General features: G+C 64.0%; 19 protein-coding genes. 5 read left to right on the forward strand and 14 right to left on the reverse strand.

What is annotated here, in order from left to right; translation table 11 throughout:
* Positions 1-2: 2 nt before the first annotated feature.
* Both PRtIB026_RS23960 and PRtIB026_RS23965 read right to left on the reverse strand, forming a co-directional pair.
* Positions 3-1,625 carry a methyl-accepting chemotaxis protein gene (locus PRtIB026_RS23960; RefSeq protein ID WP_232857707.1) on the reverse strand — a complete coding sequence of 541 codons (1,623 nt, stop codon included), beginning with the start codon at positions 1,623-1,625 and terminating at the stop codon, positions 3-5.
* 128 nt (positions 1,626-1,753) lie between these two features.
* Positions 1,754-2,437 carry a tellurite resistance TerB family protein gene (locus tag PRtIB026_RS23965; protein ID WP_203651040.1) on the reverse strand — a complete coding sequence of 228 codons (684 nt, stop codon included), beginning with the start codon at positions 2,435-2,437 and terminating at the stop codon, positions 1,754-1,756.
* Positions 2,438-2,692: 255 nt separating this feature from the next.
* Here PRtIB026_RS23965 and PRtIB026_RS23970 point away from each other — a divergent pair, with 255 nt between their 5' ends.
* Positions 2,693-2,947, forward strand: coding sequence for a type II toxin-antitoxin system HicA family toxin (locus PRtIB026_RS23970; protein WP_203651039.1), 255 nt, complete (start codon positions 2,693-2,695; stop codon positions 2,945-2,947).
* Positions 2,944-3,276, forward strand: a complete 333-nt coding sequence (locus tag PRtIB026_RS23975) for a type II toxin-antitoxin system HicB family antitoxin (protein WP_050704363.1) — start codon at positions 2,944-2,946, stop codon at positions 3,274-3,276. Before PRtIB026_RS23970 ends, PRtIB026_RS23975 begins: the two co-directional genes overlap by 4 nt.
* Position 3,277: 1 nt before the next feature.
* Here the strand turns inward: PRtIB026_RS23975 and PRtIB026_RS23980 are convergent, their stop codons facing one another.
* The 4 genes from PRtIB026_RS23980 to PRtIB026_RS23995 form a co-directional block, all read right to left on the reverse strand.
* On the reverse strand, positions 3,278-4,384 hold the full coding sequence (locus tag PRtIB026_RS23980; RefSeq protein ID WP_234563051.1) for an NADH:flavin oxidoreductase/NADH oxidase: 1,107 nt from the start codon (positions 4,382-4,384) through the stop codon (positions 3,278-3,280).
* A 909-nt stretch (positions 4,385-5,293) separates the two neighbouring features.
* Positions 5,294-6,472 (reverse strand): integrase core domain-containing protein, encoded by a 1,179-nt coding sequence (locus tag PRtIB026_RS23985; protein WP_203647529.1) that lies wholly within the window; start codon positions 6,470-6,472, stop codon positions 5,294-5,296.
* A gap of 224 nt (positions 6,473-6,696) precedes the next feature.
* Positions 6,697-8,406, reverse strand: coding sequence for a single-stranded-DNA-specific exonuclease RecJ (gene recJ, locus PRtIB026_RS23990; RefSeq protein ID WP_203651037.1), 1,710 nt, complete (start codon positions 8,404-8,406; stop codon positions 6,697-6,699).
* A gap of 30 nt (positions 8,407-8,436) precedes the next feature.
* Entirely contained in the window at positions 8,437-8,979 is a 543-nt protein-coding gene (locus tag PRtIB026_RS23995; protein WP_203651035.1) for a YaeQ family protein, read from the reverse strand.
* 142 nt (positions 8,980-9,121) lie between these two features.
* Here PRtIB026_RS23995 and PRtIB026_RS24000 point away from each other — a divergent pair, with 142 nt between their 5' ends.
* Both PRtIB026_RS24000 and PRtIB026_RS24005 read left to right on the forward strand, forming a co-directional pair.
* Positions 9,122-10,321, forward strand: coding sequence for a CaiB/BaiF CoA transferase family protein (locus PRtIB026_RS24000; RefSeq protein WP_203651034.1), 1,200 nt, complete (start codon positions 9,122-9,124; stop codon positions 10,319-10,321).
* 10 nt (positions 10,322-10,331) lie between these two features.
* Positions 10,332-11,210 carry a TIGR02285 family protein gene (locus PRtIB026_RS24005; protein ID WP_203651033.1) on the forward strand — a complete coding sequence of 293 codons (879 nt, stop codon included), beginning with the start codon at positions 10,332-10,334 and terminating at the stop codon, positions 11,208-11,210.
* Between the two features lie 173 nt (positions 11,211-11,383).
* On the opposite strand, the gene PRtIB026_RS24010 is transcribed toward PRtIB026_RS24005, so the two are convergent.
* The 6 genes from PRtIB026_RS24010 to xerD form a co-directional block, all read right to left on the reverse strand.
* A complete protein-coding gene (locus PRtIB026_RS24010; protein ID WP_203651032.1) occupies positions 11,384-11,665 on the reverse strand; it encodes a DUF3509 domain-containing protein in 282 nt (93 codons plus the stop codon).
* A gap of 127 nt (positions 11,666-11,792) precedes the next feature.
* Positions 11,793-12,158, reverse strand: a complete 366-nt coding sequence (locus PRtIB026_RS24015) for a hypothetical protein (RefSeq protein ID WP_050704208.1) — start codon at positions 12,156-12,158, stop codon at positions 11,793-11,795.
* Between the two features lie 155 nt (positions 12,159-12,313).
* The gene (thrC, locus tag PRtIB026_RS24020; RefSeq protein ID WP_203651031.1) at positions 12,314-13,723 is read right to left on the reverse strand and encodes a threonine synthase; all 1,410 of its coding nucleotides are present in this window, start codon (positions 13,721-13,723) and stop codon (positions 12,314-12,316) included.
* 54 nt (positions 13,724-13,777) lie between these two features.
* Positions 13,778-15,082 (reverse strand): homoserine dehydrogenase, encoded by a 1,305-nt coding sequence (locus PRtIB026_RS24025; protein ID WP_023630110.1) that lies wholly within the window; start codon positions 15,080-15,082, stop codon positions 13,778-13,780.
* A gap of 82 nt (positions 15,083-15,164) precedes the next feature.
* Positions 15,165-15,914: a thioredoxin fold domain-containing protein gene (locus PRtIB026_RS24030; protein ID WP_203651030.1), complete on the reverse strand. Its 750-nt coding sequence runs from the start codon at positions 15,912-15,914 to the stop codon at positions 15,165-15,167.
* A gap of 154 nt (positions 15,915-16,068) precedes the next feature.
* The gene (gene xerD, locus PRtIB026_RS24035; protein WP_203651029.1) at positions 16,069-16,965 is read right to left on the reverse strand and encodes a site-specific tyrosine recombinase XerD; all 897 of its coding nucleotides are present in this window, start codon (positions 16,963-16,965) and stop codon (positions 16,069-16,071) included.
* Positions 16,966-17,033: 68 nt separating this feature from the next.
* Between xerD and PRtIB026_RS24040 the strand changes: the two genes are divergently transcribed.
* Positions 17,034-18,854 (forward strand): cation:proton antiporter, encoded by a 1,821-nt coding sequence (locus PRtIB026_RS24040; protein WP_203651026.1) that lies wholly within the window; start codon positions 17,034-17,036, stop codon positions 18,852-18,854.
* Positions 18,855-18,959: 105 nt separating this feature from the next.
* Here the strand turns inward: PRtIB026_RS24040 and PRtIB026_RS24045 are convergent, their stop codons facing one another.
* Together PRtIB026_RS24045 and rplS are read right to left on the reverse strand one after the other, a co-directional pair.
* On the reverse strand, positions 18,960-19,370 hold the full coding sequence (locus tag PRtIB026_RS24045) for an acyl-CoA thioesterase (RefSeq protein WP_110738367.1): 411 nt from the start codon (positions 19,368-19,370) through the stop codon (positions 18,960-18,962).
* A 190-nt stretch (positions 19,371-19,560) separates the two neighbouring features.
* Positions 19,561-19,911 carry a 50S ribosomal protein L19 gene (rplS, locus tag PRtIB026_RS24050; RefSeq protein ID WP_011535315.1) on the reverse strand — a complete coding sequence of 117 codons (351 nt, stop codon included), beginning with the start codon at positions 19,909-19,911 and terminating at the stop codon, positions 19,561-19,563.
* Between the last annotated feature and the right edge of the window lie 26 nt (positions 19,912-19,937).

The raw sequence follows: 19,937 nt of genomic DNA on the forward strand, positions 1-19,937 counted from the left end.
CGTCAGACTTTGAACCGCGACACACCACCGCGCAGCCCGGCGGCCACCTGGCTCAGTTCGTCTATGGCAAAGCTGGCCTGACGCAGCGACTCGACGGTCTGGGTGCTGGCATCACTGAGCTGGGCCAGTGCCTGGTTGATCTGCTCGGCGCCAGTGGCCTGGGCCTGCATGCCCTCGTTGACCATCAGCACCCGCGGCGCCAGCGCCTGCACCTGGTGGATGATCTGGCTCAGTTGCTCACCGACCTGCTGCACCTCGAACATGCCGCGGCGCACTTCCTCGGAGAACTTGTCCATCCCCATCACCCCGGCCGACACCGCCGACTGGATCTCGCGCACCATCTGCTCGATGTCGTAGGTGGCCACGGCGGTCTGGTCGGCCAGGCGCCGCACCTCGGTGGCGACCACGGCGAAACCGCGACCGTATTCACCGGCCTTCTCCGCCTCGATGGCGGCGTTAAGTGACAGCAGGTTGGTCTGGTCGGCGACCTTGACGATGGTCACCACCATTTGCGTGATGTTGCTGGCCTTCTCATTGAGGATCGCCAGCTTGGCATTGACCAGGTCGGCGGCGCCCATCACCTGGTGCATGGTTTCTTCCATGCGTGCCAGGCCCTGCTGGCCGGAGCCAGCGAGGCTCGAAGCCTGGTCGGCGGCGCTGGTGACTTCGGTCATGGTGCGCACCAGGTCCCGCGAGGTGGCGGCTATTTCCCGCGACGTGGCGCCGATCTCGGTGGTGGTGGCGGCGGTTTCGGTGGCGGTGGCCTGTTGCTGCTTGGAGGTGGCGGCGATCTCGGTGACCGAGGTGGTCACCTGCACCGACGAGCGCTGGGCCTGGGCCACCAGGTTGGCCAGCGACTCGGCCATCTCGTTGAAGCCCCCCTCGATCGCGCCGAACTCATCCTTGCGGTCCAGGTTCAGGCGCATGCTCAGATCGCCGGAGCGCAGGCCGTCCAACCCATGGACGATTCGCAGCATGGGTGCGGTGATCGCGCGCATGAGCAGCAGGCCGCAGACAACGGCGGCGATGATGGCCAGCAGCAACGAGACGATCATGCTGCCCTTGGCGGTGTTGACCGCGCTGACGATGTCGTTGGTGGCCTTGTCGGCGGACTCGCGGTTACGCTCGATCACTTCGTTCAAATGCTGGCGCCCTTCCTTCCAGGCTGGCGTGAGCACATCCATGATCAAGCGCTGGGCTTCGGGGTAGTTCTTCTGGCGGTAGGTCTCCAGGACCTGGTCGACGAGCTTGACGTACTCCTCCTCCAGACGGGTGAAGTCATCGAAAGCTGCCTGGTCGGCCGCGTCGCGGATGGTCGCCTGGTAGCTGGCCATATGTTTCTTGAGGCGATCATCAAAGCCCTTGAACAACTCAAGATCGGCCGTGGTGATCTCGCGGTGGTTGGACAGCCCCACCAGTTGCTGGCTGGTGACGTAGCTGTCGACCCAGGCACTGCGGATCATCGAGCTGTAGTAGACGCCGGGGATGCTGTCGGACCCCACGGCTTCCTCGCTGGACTCGATCGCCACCAGCCGCGAGTAGGCGGCCACGATCATCAGCAGCATGATGGCGATGATCACGGCGAAACTTGCCAGGATCCGTTGGCGCAAGGTCCAGTTCTTCACATTCAGCCCTCAGGAATTCGATACGAGCGGGAAAAATCGCCGAAGTATAGCCCAGGCTTCCCGTTCAATTGCGGCTGAATGTGGCGGTATTCAGGCGTCCGTGCCCGTTCAGGTGGCCAAATGCCGGTTCATTGACCCGCGGCAAGCCTGACCTGGTTCTCCAGCTCCTGGCGCAGGTTCGGGTCGAGGCGCAGCTGGCGGGCCAACTCATCGAGATAAGCGCGCTCCATGAAGTTCTCCTGATCGACCATCATCACACTGGCCAGGTACATCTCGGCGGCCATTTCCGGGGTCTGCGCGGCGCGGGCGACCTCGGCCGGGTCCAGCGGCTTGTTCAGTTCGGCATGCAGCCAGTGCTGCAACTCGCGGTCGCTGTCCAGGCGGGTGAACTCGCCCTCGATCAACGCCCGCTCGCGTTCGTCGATATGGCCATCGGACTTGGCCGCTGCCACCAACGCCCGAAGCACGGCCTGGCTATGCTGCTCGGCCTGGGCCGGCGGCAGGCGGTCGAGGGTCTGCGGCTCGTGATTGCCCGCGCCCTGGCGCGCCTGCCAGTTGCCATAGGCCTTGTAGGCCAGCACGCCAAGCGCGGCCAATCCGCCGTAAGTGAGCGCCTTGCCGCCGTACTTGCGCGCCTTCTTGTTCCCCAGCAGCAGGCCCATGGCTCCCGCCGCCAATGCGCCACCACCGGCACCGGACAGCAGGCTGCCGAGGCTACCGGAGCCCTTGTGACTGGTGCCCTTGCCCTGTTGGTTCTGCAGCATGGATTGACCGGTTTTCAACAGCTGATCGAGCAGACCACGGGTGTTCATCTGGCAGACCTCGCAAGCATCCAAAGTAGGTAGGGCTCCAGAGTAGGCCGGCTAGCTGAAGCCACGCTTAACGCATTTGCATCCAGATGTTGCCCAGCTTGGTTTGTTGGCTGCGCCAGTTGCTTCCAGTAGGGAGCGTTACCATGGCGCAGCGGTTTTTCCGCACAACCGCGCGACATTTCCCACGAATTGCCCCTGCGGCGCCCTACCGTTGATCTATTGAGCTTTGCGGTACTGGTATCACAGAATGATACCATGAATAATCATCAACGTGCGTTACTCGAACTCGCCTTCAAGAAGCCCGTTCCACGAACGCTGGACTGGTCGCGCCTGGAGTCCCTGCTGGTTTCGCTCGGTGCTCGGGTGATCGAAGGCAGGGGTTCACGCGTGCGGTTCGAGCTCAATGGCGAGGTCGCGACCTTCCATCGCCCTCACCCCGACCGGCACGCCAAGCCCTATCAGGTGCGCGATGCCCGCCAGTTCCTGGAGCAGGCAGGAGTTACCCCATGAATGTGATGAACTACCGCGGCTACTCGGCCCGCATCGAATACAGCGACGAAGACCAGCTGCTGGTTGGCCATGTCGCCGGCATCCGCGATGTGATCGGCTTCCATGGCGAATCGATCAGCGAACTGCGCCAGGCGTTCGAGGAAGCCGTCGATGACTACCTCGAAACCTGCCAGCGCCTGGGGCGCGAACCGCAGAAGACCTACTCCGGAAAACTCAGCCTGCGCCTGGAGCCCACCCTCCACGCCAGCGTGGCGGCCAAGGCCGAGCTGGCGCAGAAGAGTATCAACCAGTGGGTCAGCGACATTCTCAGCCAGGCAGCCTGTCGCTGAGTCAGTCGCGCAGGTCCGACTCGTGGATGGGGTTGGCCCGGCTGGTGGCCCGCTGATACTGCGCCGGCCAGGTCGCCTTGTTGCCACCCAGGTCGTCGTCGGCATGCAATGGCCAGTACGGGTCGCGCAGCAGCTCGCGGGCAAGGAAGATCACATCGGCCTGACCGGTGCGCAGGATATGCTCGGCCTGGGCTGGTTCGGTGATCATGCCGACGGTGCCGGTGGCGATTTCCGACTCCTTGCGTACCCGTTCGGCAAAGCGGGTCTGGTAGCCGGGGCCGGTGGGGATCTCGGCATTGACCGAGGTGCCTCCTGACGACACGTCGATCAGGTCGACACCTAGGGCGCGCAGGCGACGGGCCAGCTCGACGGTCTCGTCCGGGTTCCAGCCATCCTCGACCCAATCGGTGGCCGATACCCGCACAAACAGCGGCAGCTCCTGCGGCCAGGCCTTGCGTACCGCCTCGGCAACCTGCAGGGTCAGGCGGATGCGGTTTTCGAAGCAGCTGCCGTATTCATCGCGGCGCTGGTTGCTCAGGGGCGAGAGGAACTGGTGGAGCAGGTAGCCGTGGGCGGCGTGGATCTCGACCACCTTGAAGCCGGCCTGCAATGCCCGCTCGGTGGCGGCGACGAACGCGGCGACCACGTCCTGGATCTCGTCCTTGGTCAGTTCACGTGGCGCGGTGTGCTGTGGGTCGAAGGCGATCTTCGATGGCCCGACCGGTTGCCAGCCGCCGTCCTCGATCTTGACGCTGCCCTGCTTGCCGAGCCATGGCCTGTGGGTGCTGGCCTTGCGCCCGGCATGGGCCAGCTGGATACCGGGGACGGCACCCTGGGCGGTGATGAAACGGGTGATGCGTTGCAGGGGTTTGATCTGGTCGTCGGTCCATAAGCCGAGGTCCTCGGCGGTGATACGTCCGTCGGCGGTGACCGCGACCGCCTCGCTGATCACCAGACCCGCGCCACCGACCGCGCGGCTGCCGAGGTGGACCAGGTGCCAGTCGTTGGCCAGGCCGTCTACGGCGGAGTACTGGCACATGGGGGATACGGCGATGCGGTTGGGCAGGGTCAGCTGACGCAGGGTGTATGGCTCGAGCAGCAGGCTCATGGGGCACCTCCCAGGGACTCCAATGGTTTCCGGGCCGGCTTTTGTGGTTTGGGGGTGGGCCGGTACCGGTAGGTTTCAGACTAGACCATGGGGTGGGGGGTGTTCTGGGGGGCTTGGGTTTGGGGATGATAGTTTTGATTTTTTTATGCGCATTCATTGGCGATGGGGACGCATAGTCACCTTTCCGCCCTTACGGCGGGTCCCTTTTTGAAGGATCAAAAAGGAACCAAAAAATCCTCGCTCCATTCATCCGGCCCCTACGCTTCGCTTCGGGGTTCCCTCGCTCCGTTCTTGCTCCCGGGAGGACCGCGCTGAACGCCCCATCCTGGGGCGCAGCGCTTGACGGCCATCCATGCCCGTCACCTCCCTCCGCAAGAACTCCGCTCGGCCTCCTGAAGTCGCAATTGGTGGCGCCTGGACTATTGCGCGCTTAGAAGCAAGAGCAAGAGCAAGAGCAAGAGCAAGAGCAAGAGCAAGAGCAAGAGCAAGAGCAAGAGCAAGAGCAAGAGCAAGAAATTCGAATTTAGTTGTTTGACAGCTATTTATGAATTGGCTGTTCCGGCCCTTTCGCGGGGCAAGCCCGCTCCTACAGGGTTATATATAACGGCGACTATTGCGTGGGAGCGGGCTTGCCCCGCGATACAGTCGAGAGATCAATTAATTTCCAACTAGCGACAGCTGCGCCAGTCCAGGCGCCGCTCGTAACTTCGCGACTTCAGGAGGCCGAACGGAGGTCTTGCGAAGGGAGGTGACGGGCATGGATGCCCGTCAAGCGCTGGGGCCCAGGATGGGCCCTGCAGCGCGGTCCTCCCGGGAGCAAGGCCGGAGTGAGGGGACCCGGAGCGAAGCGTAGGGCCGGATGAATGGAGCGATGTACGGGTCACCCACATGGGTTACACAAAAGTTCACTCACATAGGTGACAACACCTTGAGTGTTACATAACCATCAGTGGCATCTCGCACATCGACCCTGCCAAGGATGATGGGACCGAAAATAACATCCCAGACGCCATCCCCAACCTGCTCCAGGCCAATGGTCTGGTGCTTGAGCACATAACCTACGTAGATCCTCAAGCCGCGGCGGTTGATGATGCCGCAGCTATCCGCTGGCAAGCTCTCAATATGGCTGGGATAGGTCATCTCGGGGAGTTTTTCAGGGAATGGGCGCGGCGAGGGTTGGTAGCAAGACGCCGGTGTTTTCTGCTTCAACGCTTCATGCAAGCGCTCGTGATTGTAGTGCTGCCGGAAGCGATCAAAGTGCCGTTGTTGAGCCTCCCAGGCCACTGCCGGCGGCGATGGTAGCGTGCTTTTGAGCGTCCGATGCATGCGTTCGTGGCGGCCATTTTGTTCAGGCCGACCAGGCGCAATGCGCTCGGGAATGATGCCTAGACGCAGCCACCAGATCGACAGCTGGGAAAGTCCCGCACGCCCCTTACTGGCAAACGGCACACCGTTATCGGTACGAATCCGCTCAGGCAGGCCATTCTCCCGGAACACTTGGGTGAAAACGGCCTGCGTTTCCAGAAGATTGGTGTTGGGCATGCTGTGGCAGGCGAGCAGGAAGCGACTGGCGTGATCCATGATCGTCAGCGGATAGCACCAGACGCCTGCACCTGTCAGAAATTGGCCTTTGTAGTCCGCACTGAACAGTTGGTTAGGCGACTCTGCCTTCTCCAGGGGCTTGGGATAGACCGCTACCCGCTGACGTAAGCGGCGTGGTTTGACCAACTCGGCCTTCTTGAGGATGTTGTAGATCGCTGTCTTCGACGGCGGCGCCTGATCAGGGAAACGCTCCTGCAGCGCAGCCTGGATCTTTTTCGGACCCGGTTCCGTTTCGCCTCGACTGCGCAGTTCGATAATGGCTTCGCGAACTGCAACAGGCACGATCCAGTCCTGGGTCAACCGGCGGCGGCTGCGTTCTTCCAGCCCCGAAGGCCCCTCTTTCTCATATCGCTCGACCCATTTGTAGCCGGTCTTTCGGCTGATCTCGTAGGCCTGGCACAGGGCGCTGAAGCTGGGCGCCCCCTGTAGGTAATCCGCGATGAAAAGCATTTTCAGGTCCATAGGTTTCAGCTCTCGCCAAGGCATGGTCAGATCCTCGAAAACCGACCCTGCCAGTTAAAGACTGTTACCTATGTGCGTGAACTGATTTGTAACCCATGTGGGTGAGTCATACCGCGAGGATTTTTTGGTGACTTTTTGATCCTTCAAAAAGTTACCCGCCGTAAGGGCGGAAAGGTGAATAAGCGTCGACATCACAAATGAATGCGCATACAACCCTCAAAACAACCAGTTAACCAATCAAAACAAAATCACCGAGCTTCCATGTGAGCAATCATCAACTGCACACTCTCATTCCCCCGAAACTCATTCACATCCAGCTTGTAAGCCAACTCCACCCACCGCACAGTAGGGTTCGGCCAAACCTCCCGATCAACCCCAAACGCAATCCCATCCAACCGCACCGCCCCACACTCGCTCTTGAGCACCACCTTCAGATGCCGCTCCCCGACCACCCGCTGTTCGACCAGCTGGAACACCCCATGGAACAACGGCTCGGGAAAGTGCTGCCCCCACGGCCCGGCATTGCGTAATGCCCGCGCCAGGTCCAGGTGAAACTCCTCGACCGCCAGGGTGCCATCGGACAACAGCCGACCGGTCAGGTCATCCTCACGCAGTTGCCGCCGCACCTCTTCATCGAACGCCTCGGCAAACGCCGGGAAGTGCTCGGCCGGCAGCGACAACCCCGCCGCCATCGCGTGCCCGCCAAACTTGCTGATCAAAGCCGGATGCCGCGCCGCCACGGCATCCAGCGCATCGCGGATATGAAACCCCGCTACCGAACGCGCCGACCCCTTGAGCATCCCCTCCCCCGCATCGGCGAAAGCAATGGTCGGACGGTGGTAACGCTCCTTCAACCGCGAGGCGAGGATACCGATCACCCCCTGGTGCCAGTCGGCGTCGAACAGGCACAGGCCATAGGGCATGGACTCGACCGGCAGGTCCTTGAGCTGGGCCAGCGCCTCACGCTGCATGCCCTGCTCGATGGACTTGCGATCCTGGTTCAGGCCATCGAGCTGCTGGGCCATGTCCAGCGCCAGCGCCGCGTCATCGCACAACAGGCACTCGATGCCCAGGCTCATGTCGTCCAGACGCCCGGCGGCATTGAGTCGAGGGCCGAGGATGAAGCCCAGGTCGGTGGAGGTAATGCGTCGATGATCGCGCCGCGCCACCTCGAGGATGGCCTTGAGCCCGGGGCGAGCGCGGCCGGCGCGGATGCGCTCCAGCCCCTGGTGCACCAGGATGCGGTTGTTGGCATCCAGCGGCACCACGTCGGCGACGCTGCCCAGCGCCACCAGGTCGAGCAGCTCGCCGATGTTCGGCTGCGGCTGCGCCTCGTAGCGCCCCAGGCTGCGCAGGCGCGCGCGCAGGGCCATCAGCACGTAGAAGATCACCCCCACGCCGGCCAGGGACTTGCTCGGGAACCCGCAGCCCGGCTGGTTCGGGTTGACGATGGCATCGGCGGCGGGCAACTGTTCGCCCGGCAAGTGGTGGTCGGTGACCAGCACCTTGAGTCCGGCAGCCTTGGCCGCTGCGACGCCGTCGACGCTGGAGATACCGTTGTCCACGGTGATCAGCAACTGCGGCTGGCGCTGCAGGGCGACCTCGACAATCTCCGGGGTCAGGCCATAGCCATACTCGAAGCGATTGGGCACAAGGTAGTCGACATGCGCCGCGCCCAGCAGGCGCAGGCCAAGCACACCGACAGTACTGGCGGTGGCGCCGTCGGCGTCGAAGTCGCCGACGATGAGAATGCGCTGGCGCTGGTCGAGCGCCTCGACCAGCAGGTCCACCGCCACTTCGATGCCCTTGAGCTGCTGGAACGGCAGCAGGCGCGCCAGGCTCTTGTCCAGTTCAGCCTCGGACTGCACGCCACGGGCGGCGTACAGGCGGGTCAACAGGGGTGGCAGGTTGCCCAGCAATGGCAGGGGCGACGGCAGGGGACGAGGTTCGATACGCATGGGGTCTTCGATAATCCAGTGTGAATCGGGTCAGCCGCGCTCGCCGAGCAGCCACTCCAGTTGCACTTCGTGCTGGCCACGGTCGTCGGTGACGAATACGGTACCTTCGCTGATCATCACGTCCCACTTGATGGCACGGGGCATATCGGTGGCCAGGGTTTCCAGCACTTCTTGCGGCACGGCGGCGACGTTCAGGTTCTTCAGCCCCTTCACCGCGCCCAGCACCTTGGTCGTCCAGACCCGCAGGCTGCCATAGGCCAGCAGGCTGGTGCGCTCGGTACGACGCGAGCACCAGGTCAAGCGATCGGCATCGGGCTGGCCAACCTCGATCCAATGCAGGATGCGGTCATCCAGGCTCTTTTCCCACACCGCCGCTTCATCGACATCCGACAGGCCCCGGCCGAAGGACAGGTTTTCGTTGTACCAGAGGGCATAGGCCAGCAGGCGCACGGCCATCCGCTCTTCGGTTTCCGAAGGGTGGCGGGCGATCGTCTGCTTGACGCTCTCGTACACGCCGCGGTCGAGGTCGGTCAGATTCAGTTCGAACTTGTAGGTGGTGGACGGCTGGGCCATGGGCGCTGGGCTTCTTGCGGGGGAAAAGTCGCACAGTCTAACCGATCCAGGCCATCTGCGCCGGATCAGACAACGCCGATATACCTGCCACCGCCGAGCTGTGATACAACCTGCGCTCACGCCCAGCCGCCACGGATGCCCCATGCCTACGCCCAGCAAACCCCTCGCCGGCCTGAAAGTCATCGAGCTCGGCACCCTGATCGCCGGCCCGTTCGCCTCACGGATCTGCGCCGAGTTCGGCGCCGAGGTGATCAAGGTCGAATCCCCCGATGGCGGCGATCCGCTGCGCAAATGGCGCAAGCTCTACGAGGGCACCTCGCTGTGGTGGTTCGTCCAGGCCCGCAACAAGCAGTCGCTGACCCTCAATCTCAAGCACCCGGAAGGCCTCGACGTGCTCAAGCGCCTGCTGGCCGACGCCGACATACTGATCGAGAACTTCCGCCCTGGCGTGCTGGAGAAACTGGGGCTGGGTTGGGACGTGCTCCACGCCCTCAACCCGCGTCTGGTCATGGTGCGCCTGTCGGGCTTCGGCCAGACCGGGCCGATGAAAGACCAACCGGGCTTCGGCGCGGTCGGCGAGTCCATGGGCGGGCTGCGCTACATCACCGGTTTCGAGGACCGCCCGCCGGTTCGTACCGGGATCTCCATCGGCGATTCCATCGCCGCCCTGTGGGGTGTAATCGGTGCGCTGATGGCCCTGCGTCATCGCGAGGTCAACGGTGGCGCAGGCCAGGTGGTGGACGTGGCGCTGTACGAAGCGATCTTCGCCATGATGGAGAGCATGGTCCCGGAGTTCGACGTGTTCGGCTTCATCCGCGAACGCACCGGCAACATCATGCCGGGCATCACCCCCTCCTGCATCCACACCACCGCCGATGGCCGTCACGTGCAGATCGGCGCCAATGGCGATGCGATCTTCAAGCGTTTCATGCAGGCCATCGGCCGTGACGACCTGGCCAACGATGCCGCACTGGCCACCAACGACGGTCGCGATGCGCGCCGCGACGAGCTGTACGGGGTCATCGACCGCTGGGCCAACAGCCTGCCACTGGCCGAGGTGATGCAGGCGCTGAACGATGCCGAGGTGCCAGCCAGCCGGATCTACTCCGCCGAGGACATGCTGGGCGATCCGCAGTTCCTCGCCCGCGAGATGTTCCTCCAGGCCCGACTGCCGGACGGCAAGCCATTCAAGATGCCGGGCATCGTGCCCAAGCTGTCCGACACGCCGGGCTCCGCCGAGTGGGTCGGCCCCGCCCTGGGCGAACACACGGCCACGGTGCTGGCCAGCCTGGGCTACGACGCAACCACCATAGCCCGCCTGCGCGCGGCCGGTACGGTCTGACCCAGGCCCCATGCGTATCCGCCATCTGCCCATCGTGCTCTGCCTGTTGCTGACCGCACTCGCGGGGCAGGCGGTCGAGGCCAGGGAGCGCCTGCTATGGCTGGTGCGCGACCTGCCGCCGTTTACCATCTTCGAAGGGCCGGCCAAGGGCCAGGGGGTGATCGACCAGCTGTTGCCGATGCTGATCGCCCGGATGCCCGAGTACGACCACAGCATCGTCCGGGTCAACCGGGCCCGGGGTATCCAGATGCTCCAGGAGCCCAGTTTCACCTGCGACCCGACCCTGTTGTGGACCCCCGACCGCGCCAGATACGTGCATTTCTCCCAACCATCGCTGGGCGTACTGAGCAGTGGCCTGATCGTACGCAAGCAAGACCAGGCGCTGCTGGCGCCCTACCTGGAGGGCCAGCAGGTCGACCTGCAGCGCTTGCTGGCCGAGACCCGCCTGAAGCTGGGCATCGTCGCCGAGCGCAGCTACAGCGTGCAGGTCGATGAGGTCCTCAGGCAACTGCCTGATACCGCGTTCAGCCGACACTATGGCAACGATGCCACGGCCAGCCTGCTGCAGATGCAGCAATTGGGGCGCCTGCAACTGGTGCTCGGCTATTGGCCCGAGATGCGTTACCTGATCCAGCAGCAAAATGGCTCGCTGGACGACTACAGTTTCCACCCCATCCTTGGCGTGAACCGTTACCAGTTCCTGCATGTAGGCTGTTCGGATACTCCGCTGGGGCGCGAGGCGATCGCCCATATCGACCAACTGCTGCCGGCATTGCGTCGCGATACCTTGCCCGAGCTCTACGCCCACTGGCTGGACCCTGGGCTGCAGGAGGATTACCTGGAGCAGGCCAGGCACTTCTTCGAGCAGGGTGAACCGTCGCCGCGCTGAAGCGCCCTGAAGTCGATGGCACAGGGGCGTTTTGAAGTCGGGGCAAAAAGAAACCCCGGCCGCTGGGGAGGACGACCGGGGTCAAGCGAAAGCCCTTGGGACTTCCAGTGACAATCTGCACGGTACCGGAGCAAAGCACCATCAGACGGCCCTTGCTGAATCTGATGGGTCTGTCAGGCAAAGGTTCCTTGTATCTGCCGCTGATGTTGCAGGGCGGCGATCACACAGGGCTGCAGGCGGCCTTCGGCGATCTGCAAGTCACGGTGCAGGCCATCGACCAGATCAACCAGCAACTGCTGCTCCGCCAATTGACGAGTGCAGACCCCGCGCTGCAGGATCCGCACCCCGTGCTCGTCATAGAGTGTCAACTGGCGACTGCCAAGGCTGTCGGGCGTACCAAGCTCGGCCTGGTATGGGGAAAGAGCGTCGTTGAGCAGTCTGCAGATTCTTTCCATCCGGATCACTCGCTGGCTAAGGTTCGAGGAAACTGACCATCGGGCCCGACGGAAAGTTCGCCGTGGCCCGTTACCGCGAGCATGCGCGGACAACATGACAGTTTCGATGCGCCCACCCAGCGTCTGATCAGAGGCGCTCCAACACCTGTTCCAGGCCTACCATCGACATCGGCCATGGCAACTCTGCCAGCACATTCAAACCGTACTGGCGGGCCTCAAGCGCCAGATCCATTTCCCCCGCGCCAGCACACCCGACGAACAGCAATCCCCCCGCGCAGGAAGCCTGCACCAGGTACTTGAACAGGCGCCGGGCATAGCCCCTGGGCATGCGCTGGTCGAGCACCAGTACATCCACCGGGCGCTGCCGCGCCGTCGCGGTCGGCACGTCATCGGTGACCCGGACGCTGTAGACGCCCTGGGCATTGAAGGCCTGATGCAGCAGCATCTGGTGGTAGGGCCGAGCCTGGTGGATAAGAACATTGAGCTGACGCATGAGCTTCCCCCGGAACAGTGTGGCGTGTAGGTTGGAGCGACCACTTTAGTAGGGGTATGTATCGAACTACATGGGAAAAGTCTGAAAGATCCAAACCCTGTGTCGTGGACATGAAAAAGCCCGTCTAGGACGGGCTTTTTCGCGTAGTGCTCGGCTTACAGCGGCTTGCCGCGGTTGCCATGCTGGCTGACGAAGGCCTGCACCGTCTTCAGGTCGTTGGCCAGCACCGTGCAACGCTCTTCGCGGCTGAACAGGTCGCTCAGGTGCGCCGGCAGTTCCAGGGCCTTGTCGACACCGGCCTTCTCCACCGCCTCGGGGAACTTGACCGGATGCGCGGTGCCCAGCACCACCATCGGCGTATCCAGGCTGCGACGGCACTCGCGGGCGGCCTTGACGCCGATCGCGGTGTGCGGATCGAGGACTTCACCGGTGGCCTTGAACACCTCGGCGATGGTCTCGCAGGTCTGTTCGTCGGTCACGGCCAGCGAATCGAACAGCTTGCGCGCCTCGGTCCAGCGATCCTGCTCGACGCTGAAGCCACCGCCTTGCTTGAAGGTGTCCATCAGCTGGGCGACCGCGGCGCCATTACGACCGTGCAGGTCGAACAGCAGGCGCTCGAAGTTGGACGAGACCATGATGTCCATCGACGGCGACAGGGTTGGGTGCAGGGCGTCCTTGACGTACTGGTTGCCGCTCATGAAGCGGTGCAGGATGTCGTTGCGGTTGGTCGCCACCACCAGCTGGCTGATCGGCAGGCCCATGTTGCGCGCCAGGTAACCGGCGAAGATGTCGCCGAAGTTGCCGGTCGGCACCGAGAACGCCACCGAACGGGCCGGGCCGCCGAGCTGCAGGGCGGCGTGGAAGTAGTAGACGATCTGGGCCATGATCCGCGCCCAGTTGATCGAGTTCACCGCCACCAGGCGGGTGCCCTTGAGGAACGACTGGTCGGCGAAGCTGGCCTTGACCATCTCCTGGCAGTCGTCGAAGTTGCCTTCGATGGCGATGTTGTGGATGTTGTCGCCGAGGATGGTGGTCATCTGCCGGCGCTGCACTTCCGACACACGCTGGTGCGGGTGCAGGATGAAGATGTCGACGTTGTCGCAACGGCGGCAGCCTTCGATGGCGGCGGAACCTGTGTCACCGCTGGTGGCACCGACGATCACCACGCGCTCGCCGCGCTTGACCAGCACGTGGTCGAGCAGACGGCCGAGCAGTTGCAGGGCGAAGTCCTTGAAGGCCAGGGTCGGGCCGTGGAACAGCTCCATCACCCACTCGTTGCCGTTGAGCTGGCGCAGCGGCGCGACGGCGGCGTGGGCGAAGTTGCCGTAGGTCTCTTCGAGAATCTTCTTGAAGTCGGCGTCGGCAATGCTGCCTTCGACGAACGGGCGCATCACCCGGAAAGCCAGTTCGTGGTACGGCAGGCCCGCCCAGGAGGCGATTTCTTCCTGGGTGAAGCGCGGCAGGTTCTCGGGCACGTACAGGCCGCCGTCGCTGGCCAGGCCAGCCAGCAGGACGTCTTCGAAGTTCAGGGCCGGAGCCTGGCCGCGGGTACTGATATAGCGCATGGGTGCAAACCTTCGATGCTGGGCGCGGGCCGCCGTCGCGGCCCGCCGCCGAAATTAATTGAGCTGTTCGACGCGGATGCGCACGACCTTGCCGACCACGTCCTGAAGCGCTTCCAGGGCGACGATGGCGTCGTCGATGCGTTGCTCGACCACACGGTGGGTCAGCAGGATCATCGGTACCAGGCCGTCCTGCTCCTCGGCTTCCTTCTGCATGATCGACTCGATGTTGATGCCGCGCTCCGAAAGAATGCTGGCGACCTGGGCCAGCACGCCCGGGTGGTCCTTGGCCTGGATGCGCAGGTAGTAGGCACTTTCGCAGGCTTCGATCGGCAGGATCGGGTGGGCCGACAGCGCGTCCGGCTGGAACGCCAGGTGCGGCACGCGGTTCTCCGGGTCGGAAGTCATGGCGCGGACCACGTCGACCAGGTCGGCGACCACCGACGACGCGGTCGGCTCCATGCCGGCACCAGCGCCGTAGTACAGGGTGGAACCGGCGGCGTCGCCGTTGACCATCACCGCGTTCATCACGCCGTTGACGTTGGCGATCAGGCGATCGTTGGGGATCAGCGTCGGGTGCACGCGCAGCTCGATGCCGTCGGCGGTGCGACGGGCCACGCCCAGGTGCTTGATACGGTAGCCCAGGGCCTCGGCGTAGTTCACGTCGGCGGTAGTCAGCTGGGTGATGCCCTCGGTGTAGGCCTTGTCGAACTGCAGTGGGATACCGAAGGCGATGGACGCCAGGATGGTCAGCTTGTGCGCGGCATCGATGCCTTCGACGTCGAAGGTCGGGTCGGCCTCGGCATAACCCAGCGCCTGGGCTTCGGCCAGCACGTCGGGGAAGGCGCGGCCCTTGTCGCGCATCTCGGTGAGGATGAAGTTGCCGGTGCCGTTGATGATCCCGGCCAGCCAGTTGATGCGGTTGGCCGACAGGCCCTCGCGGATCGCCTTGATCACCGGGATGCCACCGGCCACGGCGGCTTCGAAGGCGACGATGACGCCCTTCTCGCGGGCCTTGGCGAAGATCTCGTTGCCGTGCACGGCGATCAGCGCCTTGTTGGCGGTGACCACGTGCTTGCCGTTTTCGATGGCCTTGAGCACCAGGTCGCGGGCGATGGTGTAGCCGCCGATCAGCTCGATGACAATATCGATCTCGGGGTTGCTCGCGACTTCGAACACATCAGCGGTAATGGGGGTACCGGTAATCTGGCAGTTCGGGTTCTGCGAGCGCATGGCAATCTGTGCCACTTCAATACCGCGCCCGGCACGGCGGGCGATCTCCTCGGCGTTGCGCTGAAGTACATTGAAGGTTCCGCCACCGACGGTCCCCAACCCACAGATGCCTACTTTGACCGGTTTCACTGTGAACTCCCCATAGAACGGCCGGCACCTGCGCCGACCGTGAAACATGCCGTCACCCCATGACGACGGCGTACTGAATTGATTACTTGCTTTCGGCCAGGGCCAGCTTGGCCACTTGCGGCGCCGGCTGGTAACCCGGAATCACCTGGCCATTCTGTAGAACGATCGCCGGCGTGCCATTTACACCAATCGATTGGCCCAGCTGGAACTGCTTGCTGACCGGGTTGGCGCACTTGGCGGCCTTGATCTCCTTGCCGTCGACCATCTTGTCCAGCGCCGCGCGGCGATCGCTGGAGCACCATACCGCCTGCAGCTGCTCGTCACCCGGCGAACCCAGGCCCTGGCGCGGGAAGGCGACGTAGCGCACTTCGATGCCACGGCGGTTGAGTTCCGGCACTTCGGCGTGCAGCTTGTGGCAATACGGGCAGGTGGTGTCGGTGAACACGGTGATGTGCGACTTGGTTTCACCCTTGGCCGGGTAGACCACCATCTCGCCGACCGGAATGCCGTTGATCAGCTTGGCAATGCCCTGGCGCTCGGTCTTCTCGGTGAGGTTGACCGGCTTGCCGTCCTGGATCTGGAACAGGTAGCCCTGCATGACGAACTGACCGTCGGCGCTGGCGTACAGCACGCGGCCGCCCTGCAGCTTGACTTCGTACAGGCCATTGAGCGGGCTGCTGCTGACGCTCTCGACCGGCACTTCCAGCGCGAGGTTCTGCAAGGATTTGCGGATCGCCTGCTCGGCACCGGCATTGGCATCGGTGGCCGCGGCGACGGCAAAGGTACTGGCCAACGCCAGGGCGGCGGCGGCGAAAATCTGGGTCACGCGCATGGGGTACTCCTGAAGGCGGACGGGGCCGTGGGGGCGTTGCTTGACCCTGGCGGGTAGCGAACATTCGGCCCTTGCAACAAACCGTCCAAGCCTACCACAACAAACTGGCGCAGTAGGGGTACTCAGGCACCGGTCGGCGGAACATGAAAAGCATTCATCCACGTGGGTGGTGTTCGGCGTGCAGCTGTTGCAGCCGGGCCTTGGCCACATGGGTATAGATCTGCGTAGTGGACAGGTCGCTGTGGCCCAGCAGCATCTGCACCACGCGCAGGTCGGCGCCATGGTTGAGCAGGTGCGTGGCAAAGGCGTGGCGCAGCGTGTGCGGCGACAGCGGCTTGTCGATGCCGGCCACCCGCGCCTGGTGCTTGATGCGGTGCCAGAAGGTCTGCCGCGTCATCTGCTCACCGCGCTGGCTGGGGAACAGCACGTCGCTAGGGCGCCCGCCCAGCAGCTCGGCGCGACCATCGCGCAGGTAGCGCTCGATCCACACCACCGCCTCCTCGCCCATCGGCACCAGGCGCTCCTTGCTGCCCTTGCCCATAACCCGCAGCACGCCCTGGCGCAGGTTGACCTGGTCCAGGGTCAGGCTGACCAGCTCGGTCACGCGCAGGCCGCAGGCATAGAGCACCTCGAGCATGGCACGGTCGCGCTGGCCGATGGACTCGCCGAGGTCCGGTGCCTGCAGCAGGGCCTCGACATTGGCCTCCGACAGCGACTTGGGCAGGGGCCGGCCCAGTTGCGGCATGTCCACCTGCAGCGTCGGGTCGACTGCGACCAGCCGCTCGCGCAGCAGGTAGCGGAAGAACCCGCGCACCCCGGAAAGAAAGCGCGCGGTCGAACGCGGCTTGTAGCCCTGGTCGAAACGCCAGGCCAGGTGGTCGAGGATCAGCTCACGCCCGGCATCGGGCAGTGCCACGCCATGCTCCTGCAGCCAGCCATTGAACAGCGCCAGGTCGCTGCGATACGAAGCGCGGGTGTTGTCGGACAGCCCCTTCTCCAGCCAGAGGGCATCGAGGAACTGGTCGATCAGGGGGTGGTCCAGTGCAGGCATGAAGACTCGGTGGCAAACGACGAAATGACGCTTAGTCTTTCATAACACGGCATGCAGAGGGAGCCCGCGTGAACGAACAACAGATTCTTTTGAGTGTCGGTGGCATCGGCGCTGCCGCCCTGCTCTGCCAATGGCTGGCCTGGCGCCTGAAGCTGCCGGCGATCCTGTTCCTGCTGCTGTGCGGCATCCTCGCGGGGCCCGTGCTGGGCTGGCTGCAGCCGCAGGCGCTGTTCGGCCCGCTGCTGATGCCGCTGGTGTCGCTGGCGGTGGCGCTGATCCTGTTCGAAGGCAGCCTGACCCTGCACCTGTCGCAATGGCGCGAGATCGGCAGCGTGGTGCATCGCCTGGTCACCGTCGGCGCGCTGAGCACCTGGCTGGTGATTGCCCTGGCCACCCACTGGCTGCTGGGTTTCGACTGGCCCCTGGCGATCCTGTTCGGCACCCTGACCCTGGTCACCGGCCCCACGGTGATCGTGCCCATGCTGCGGGTGGTGCGGCCAAAGGCGGCGATCGCCAACATCCTGCGCTGGGAAGGTATCGTCATCGACCCGATCGGCGCGCTGCTGGCGGTGGTGGTGTACAGCTTCATCATCGCCAGCGCCGCCGGTGAAGGCCTGAGCCACAGCCTGGCGACCTTTGCCGGGGTGATCTTCTGCGGCAGTGCGCTGGGCGTTGCCGGTGGCTGGCTGCTCGGTCAGGTCATGCGCGAGCAGTGGCTGCCGGAATACCTGCACAACCTGGCCTCGCTGGCGGCGGTGCTGGGCATCTTCATCGCCGCCAACCAGATCGTCCATGAATCGGGCCTGCTGGCAGTCACGGTCATGGGCATGTGGCTGGCCAACATGCCCGGCGTGGACGTGCGGCAGATCCTGCATTTCAAGGAAAACCTCAGCGTGCTGCTGATCTCCGGCCTGTTCATCCTCCTGGCCGCGCGGCTCGACCTGCACGCGCTGTTGGCCCTGGGGCCGGCGGTGCTGGCGCTGCTGCTGGTGATCCAGTTGCTGGCACGGCCGCTGAACGTCCTGCTGTCGACCCTGGGCTCGCCGCTGAGCTGGCGGGAGCGGGCATTGCTGGCCTGGATCGCGCCACGGGGCATCGTGGCCGCGGCCGTGTCGGCGATCTTCGCCATTCGCCTGGACCAGGCCGGGCACGACGGCGCGCTGCTGCTGGTGCCGCTGACCTTCGCCGTGATCATCGGCACCGTGGTGCTGCAAAGTGCCACCGCCAGGCCCCTGGCGCGCCTGCTGAAGGTGGCGGAACCGGCGCCGAGCGGGTTTCTCGTGGTCGGCGCCAACCCGCCTGCGCGGGTCATTGCCAAGGCCCTGCAGCAACTGGGCTGCCGGGTGCTGCTGACCGACTCGAGCTGGGAGAACATCCGCGCCGCGCGCATGGACAACCTGCCGACCTACTTCGGCAACCCCGCCTCGCAGCACGCCGACGCCCACCTCGACCTGGTCGGCCTGGGCCACCTGCTGGGGCTGTCACCGGCAGGCGAGCTCAATGCCCTGGCCTGCGCGCGTTTTCGTCATGACTTCGGCCAGGCCCGGCTGTTCGTGCTGGCCAGCGGCCTGGAAAAACAGCGCAGCGACAAGCACCGGGCCAGCGAGGAGCATCGCGGGCAATTGCTCGGGTCGAGCCCGATGACCTATGGCCAGCTGGCCAAGCTGCTGCACCAGGGTGCCGAGCTGTACAGCACCACGCTGACCGAGGCCTTCGGCTGGAGCGACTACCAGCAACTGCATGGTCCGCGGGCCACGCTGCTGTTCGCCCGGGACGGGCAAGGCTGGGTGCATGTGGCCAGCCCGGACAATCCGCTCAAGCCGCAGCCTGGCTGGACACTGGTGGCGCTAGTGGAGCCGGAGCTGACCGAGCAGCCTGTGGCGCATTAACCTGTAGGAGCGGCTTTGGCCGCGATGCAGGCGTCGCGGAGCCTGGCACCCGCCTTGCGGGTGATCGCGGCTGAAGCCGCTCCTACAGGGTCCACGTGAGGGCAATCAAGCCAGCGGCAGCACCGGTACCGGGCGCTTGTCCTCGTCGATGGCGACGAAGCTGAACACGCCATGAATCGCCCGCTCGCGGCCGTCGAGGTACATGTTCTCGACGAACACATCCACCTGCACCTGCAGGCTGGTGTTGCCGACCTTGATCACCGTGCCCACCAGCTCGACGATCGAACCGGCCGGGATCGGGTGCTTGAAATCGATACGATCGGTGGACACGGTCACCAGGGGCAATCGACAGAATCGGGTGGCGGCGATGAACGACACTTCGTCCATCCATGCCAGGGCGGTGCCGCCGAATAGTGTGTTGTGGTGGTTGGTGGTGTTGGGGAACACCGCCTTGGTCACGCGGGTCACCGACAGTTCGGTGCGGCGCTGGATTTCCTGGTCTCGGGGCGTCGTCATGGGATTCACCTCGCAAAGTCTGAAAGCAAGGTCGCCTGCTTCGCGGGTAAACCCGCTCCCACAGAAGGCGATGAACCTGTGGGAGCGGGTTTACCCGCGAAGCAGCCAACACAAATCGCAAAATGCAAAAAAGCAGCCCGAAGGCTGCTTTTTTCTCGCAAGGCGACCTAGGCCGCCAGGCAAACTGTACTCAGGACAGTTTTTCCTTGATGCGAGCGGCTTTGCCGGACAGGTCGCGCAGGTAGTACAGCTTGGCTTTACGCACGTCACCACGACGTTTCACGGCCAGGCTGTCGATCTGCGGGCTGTAGGTCTGGAAGGTACGCTCTACGCCAACGCCGCTGGAGATCTTGCGCACGGTGAAGGCGCTGTTCAGACCGCGGTTACGCTTGGCGATAACGACGCCTTCGAACGCCTGCAGACGCGAGCGGTCGCCTTCCTTCACTTTAACCTGGACGACAACGGTGTCGCCTGGTGCGAAGGTCGGGATCTCTTTGCTCATCTGCTCGGCTTCGAGCTGCTGGATGATCTTGTTGGTCATGCTGTGCTCCTAAGATGGATACTTGA

Origin of the sequence: Pseudomonas sp. RtIB026, from assembly GCF_016861355.2 — a bacterium.
Lineage (GTDB): Bacteria > Pseudomonadota > Gammaproteobacteria > Pseudomonadales > Pseudomonadaceae > Aquipseudomonas > Aquipseudomonas peradeniyensis.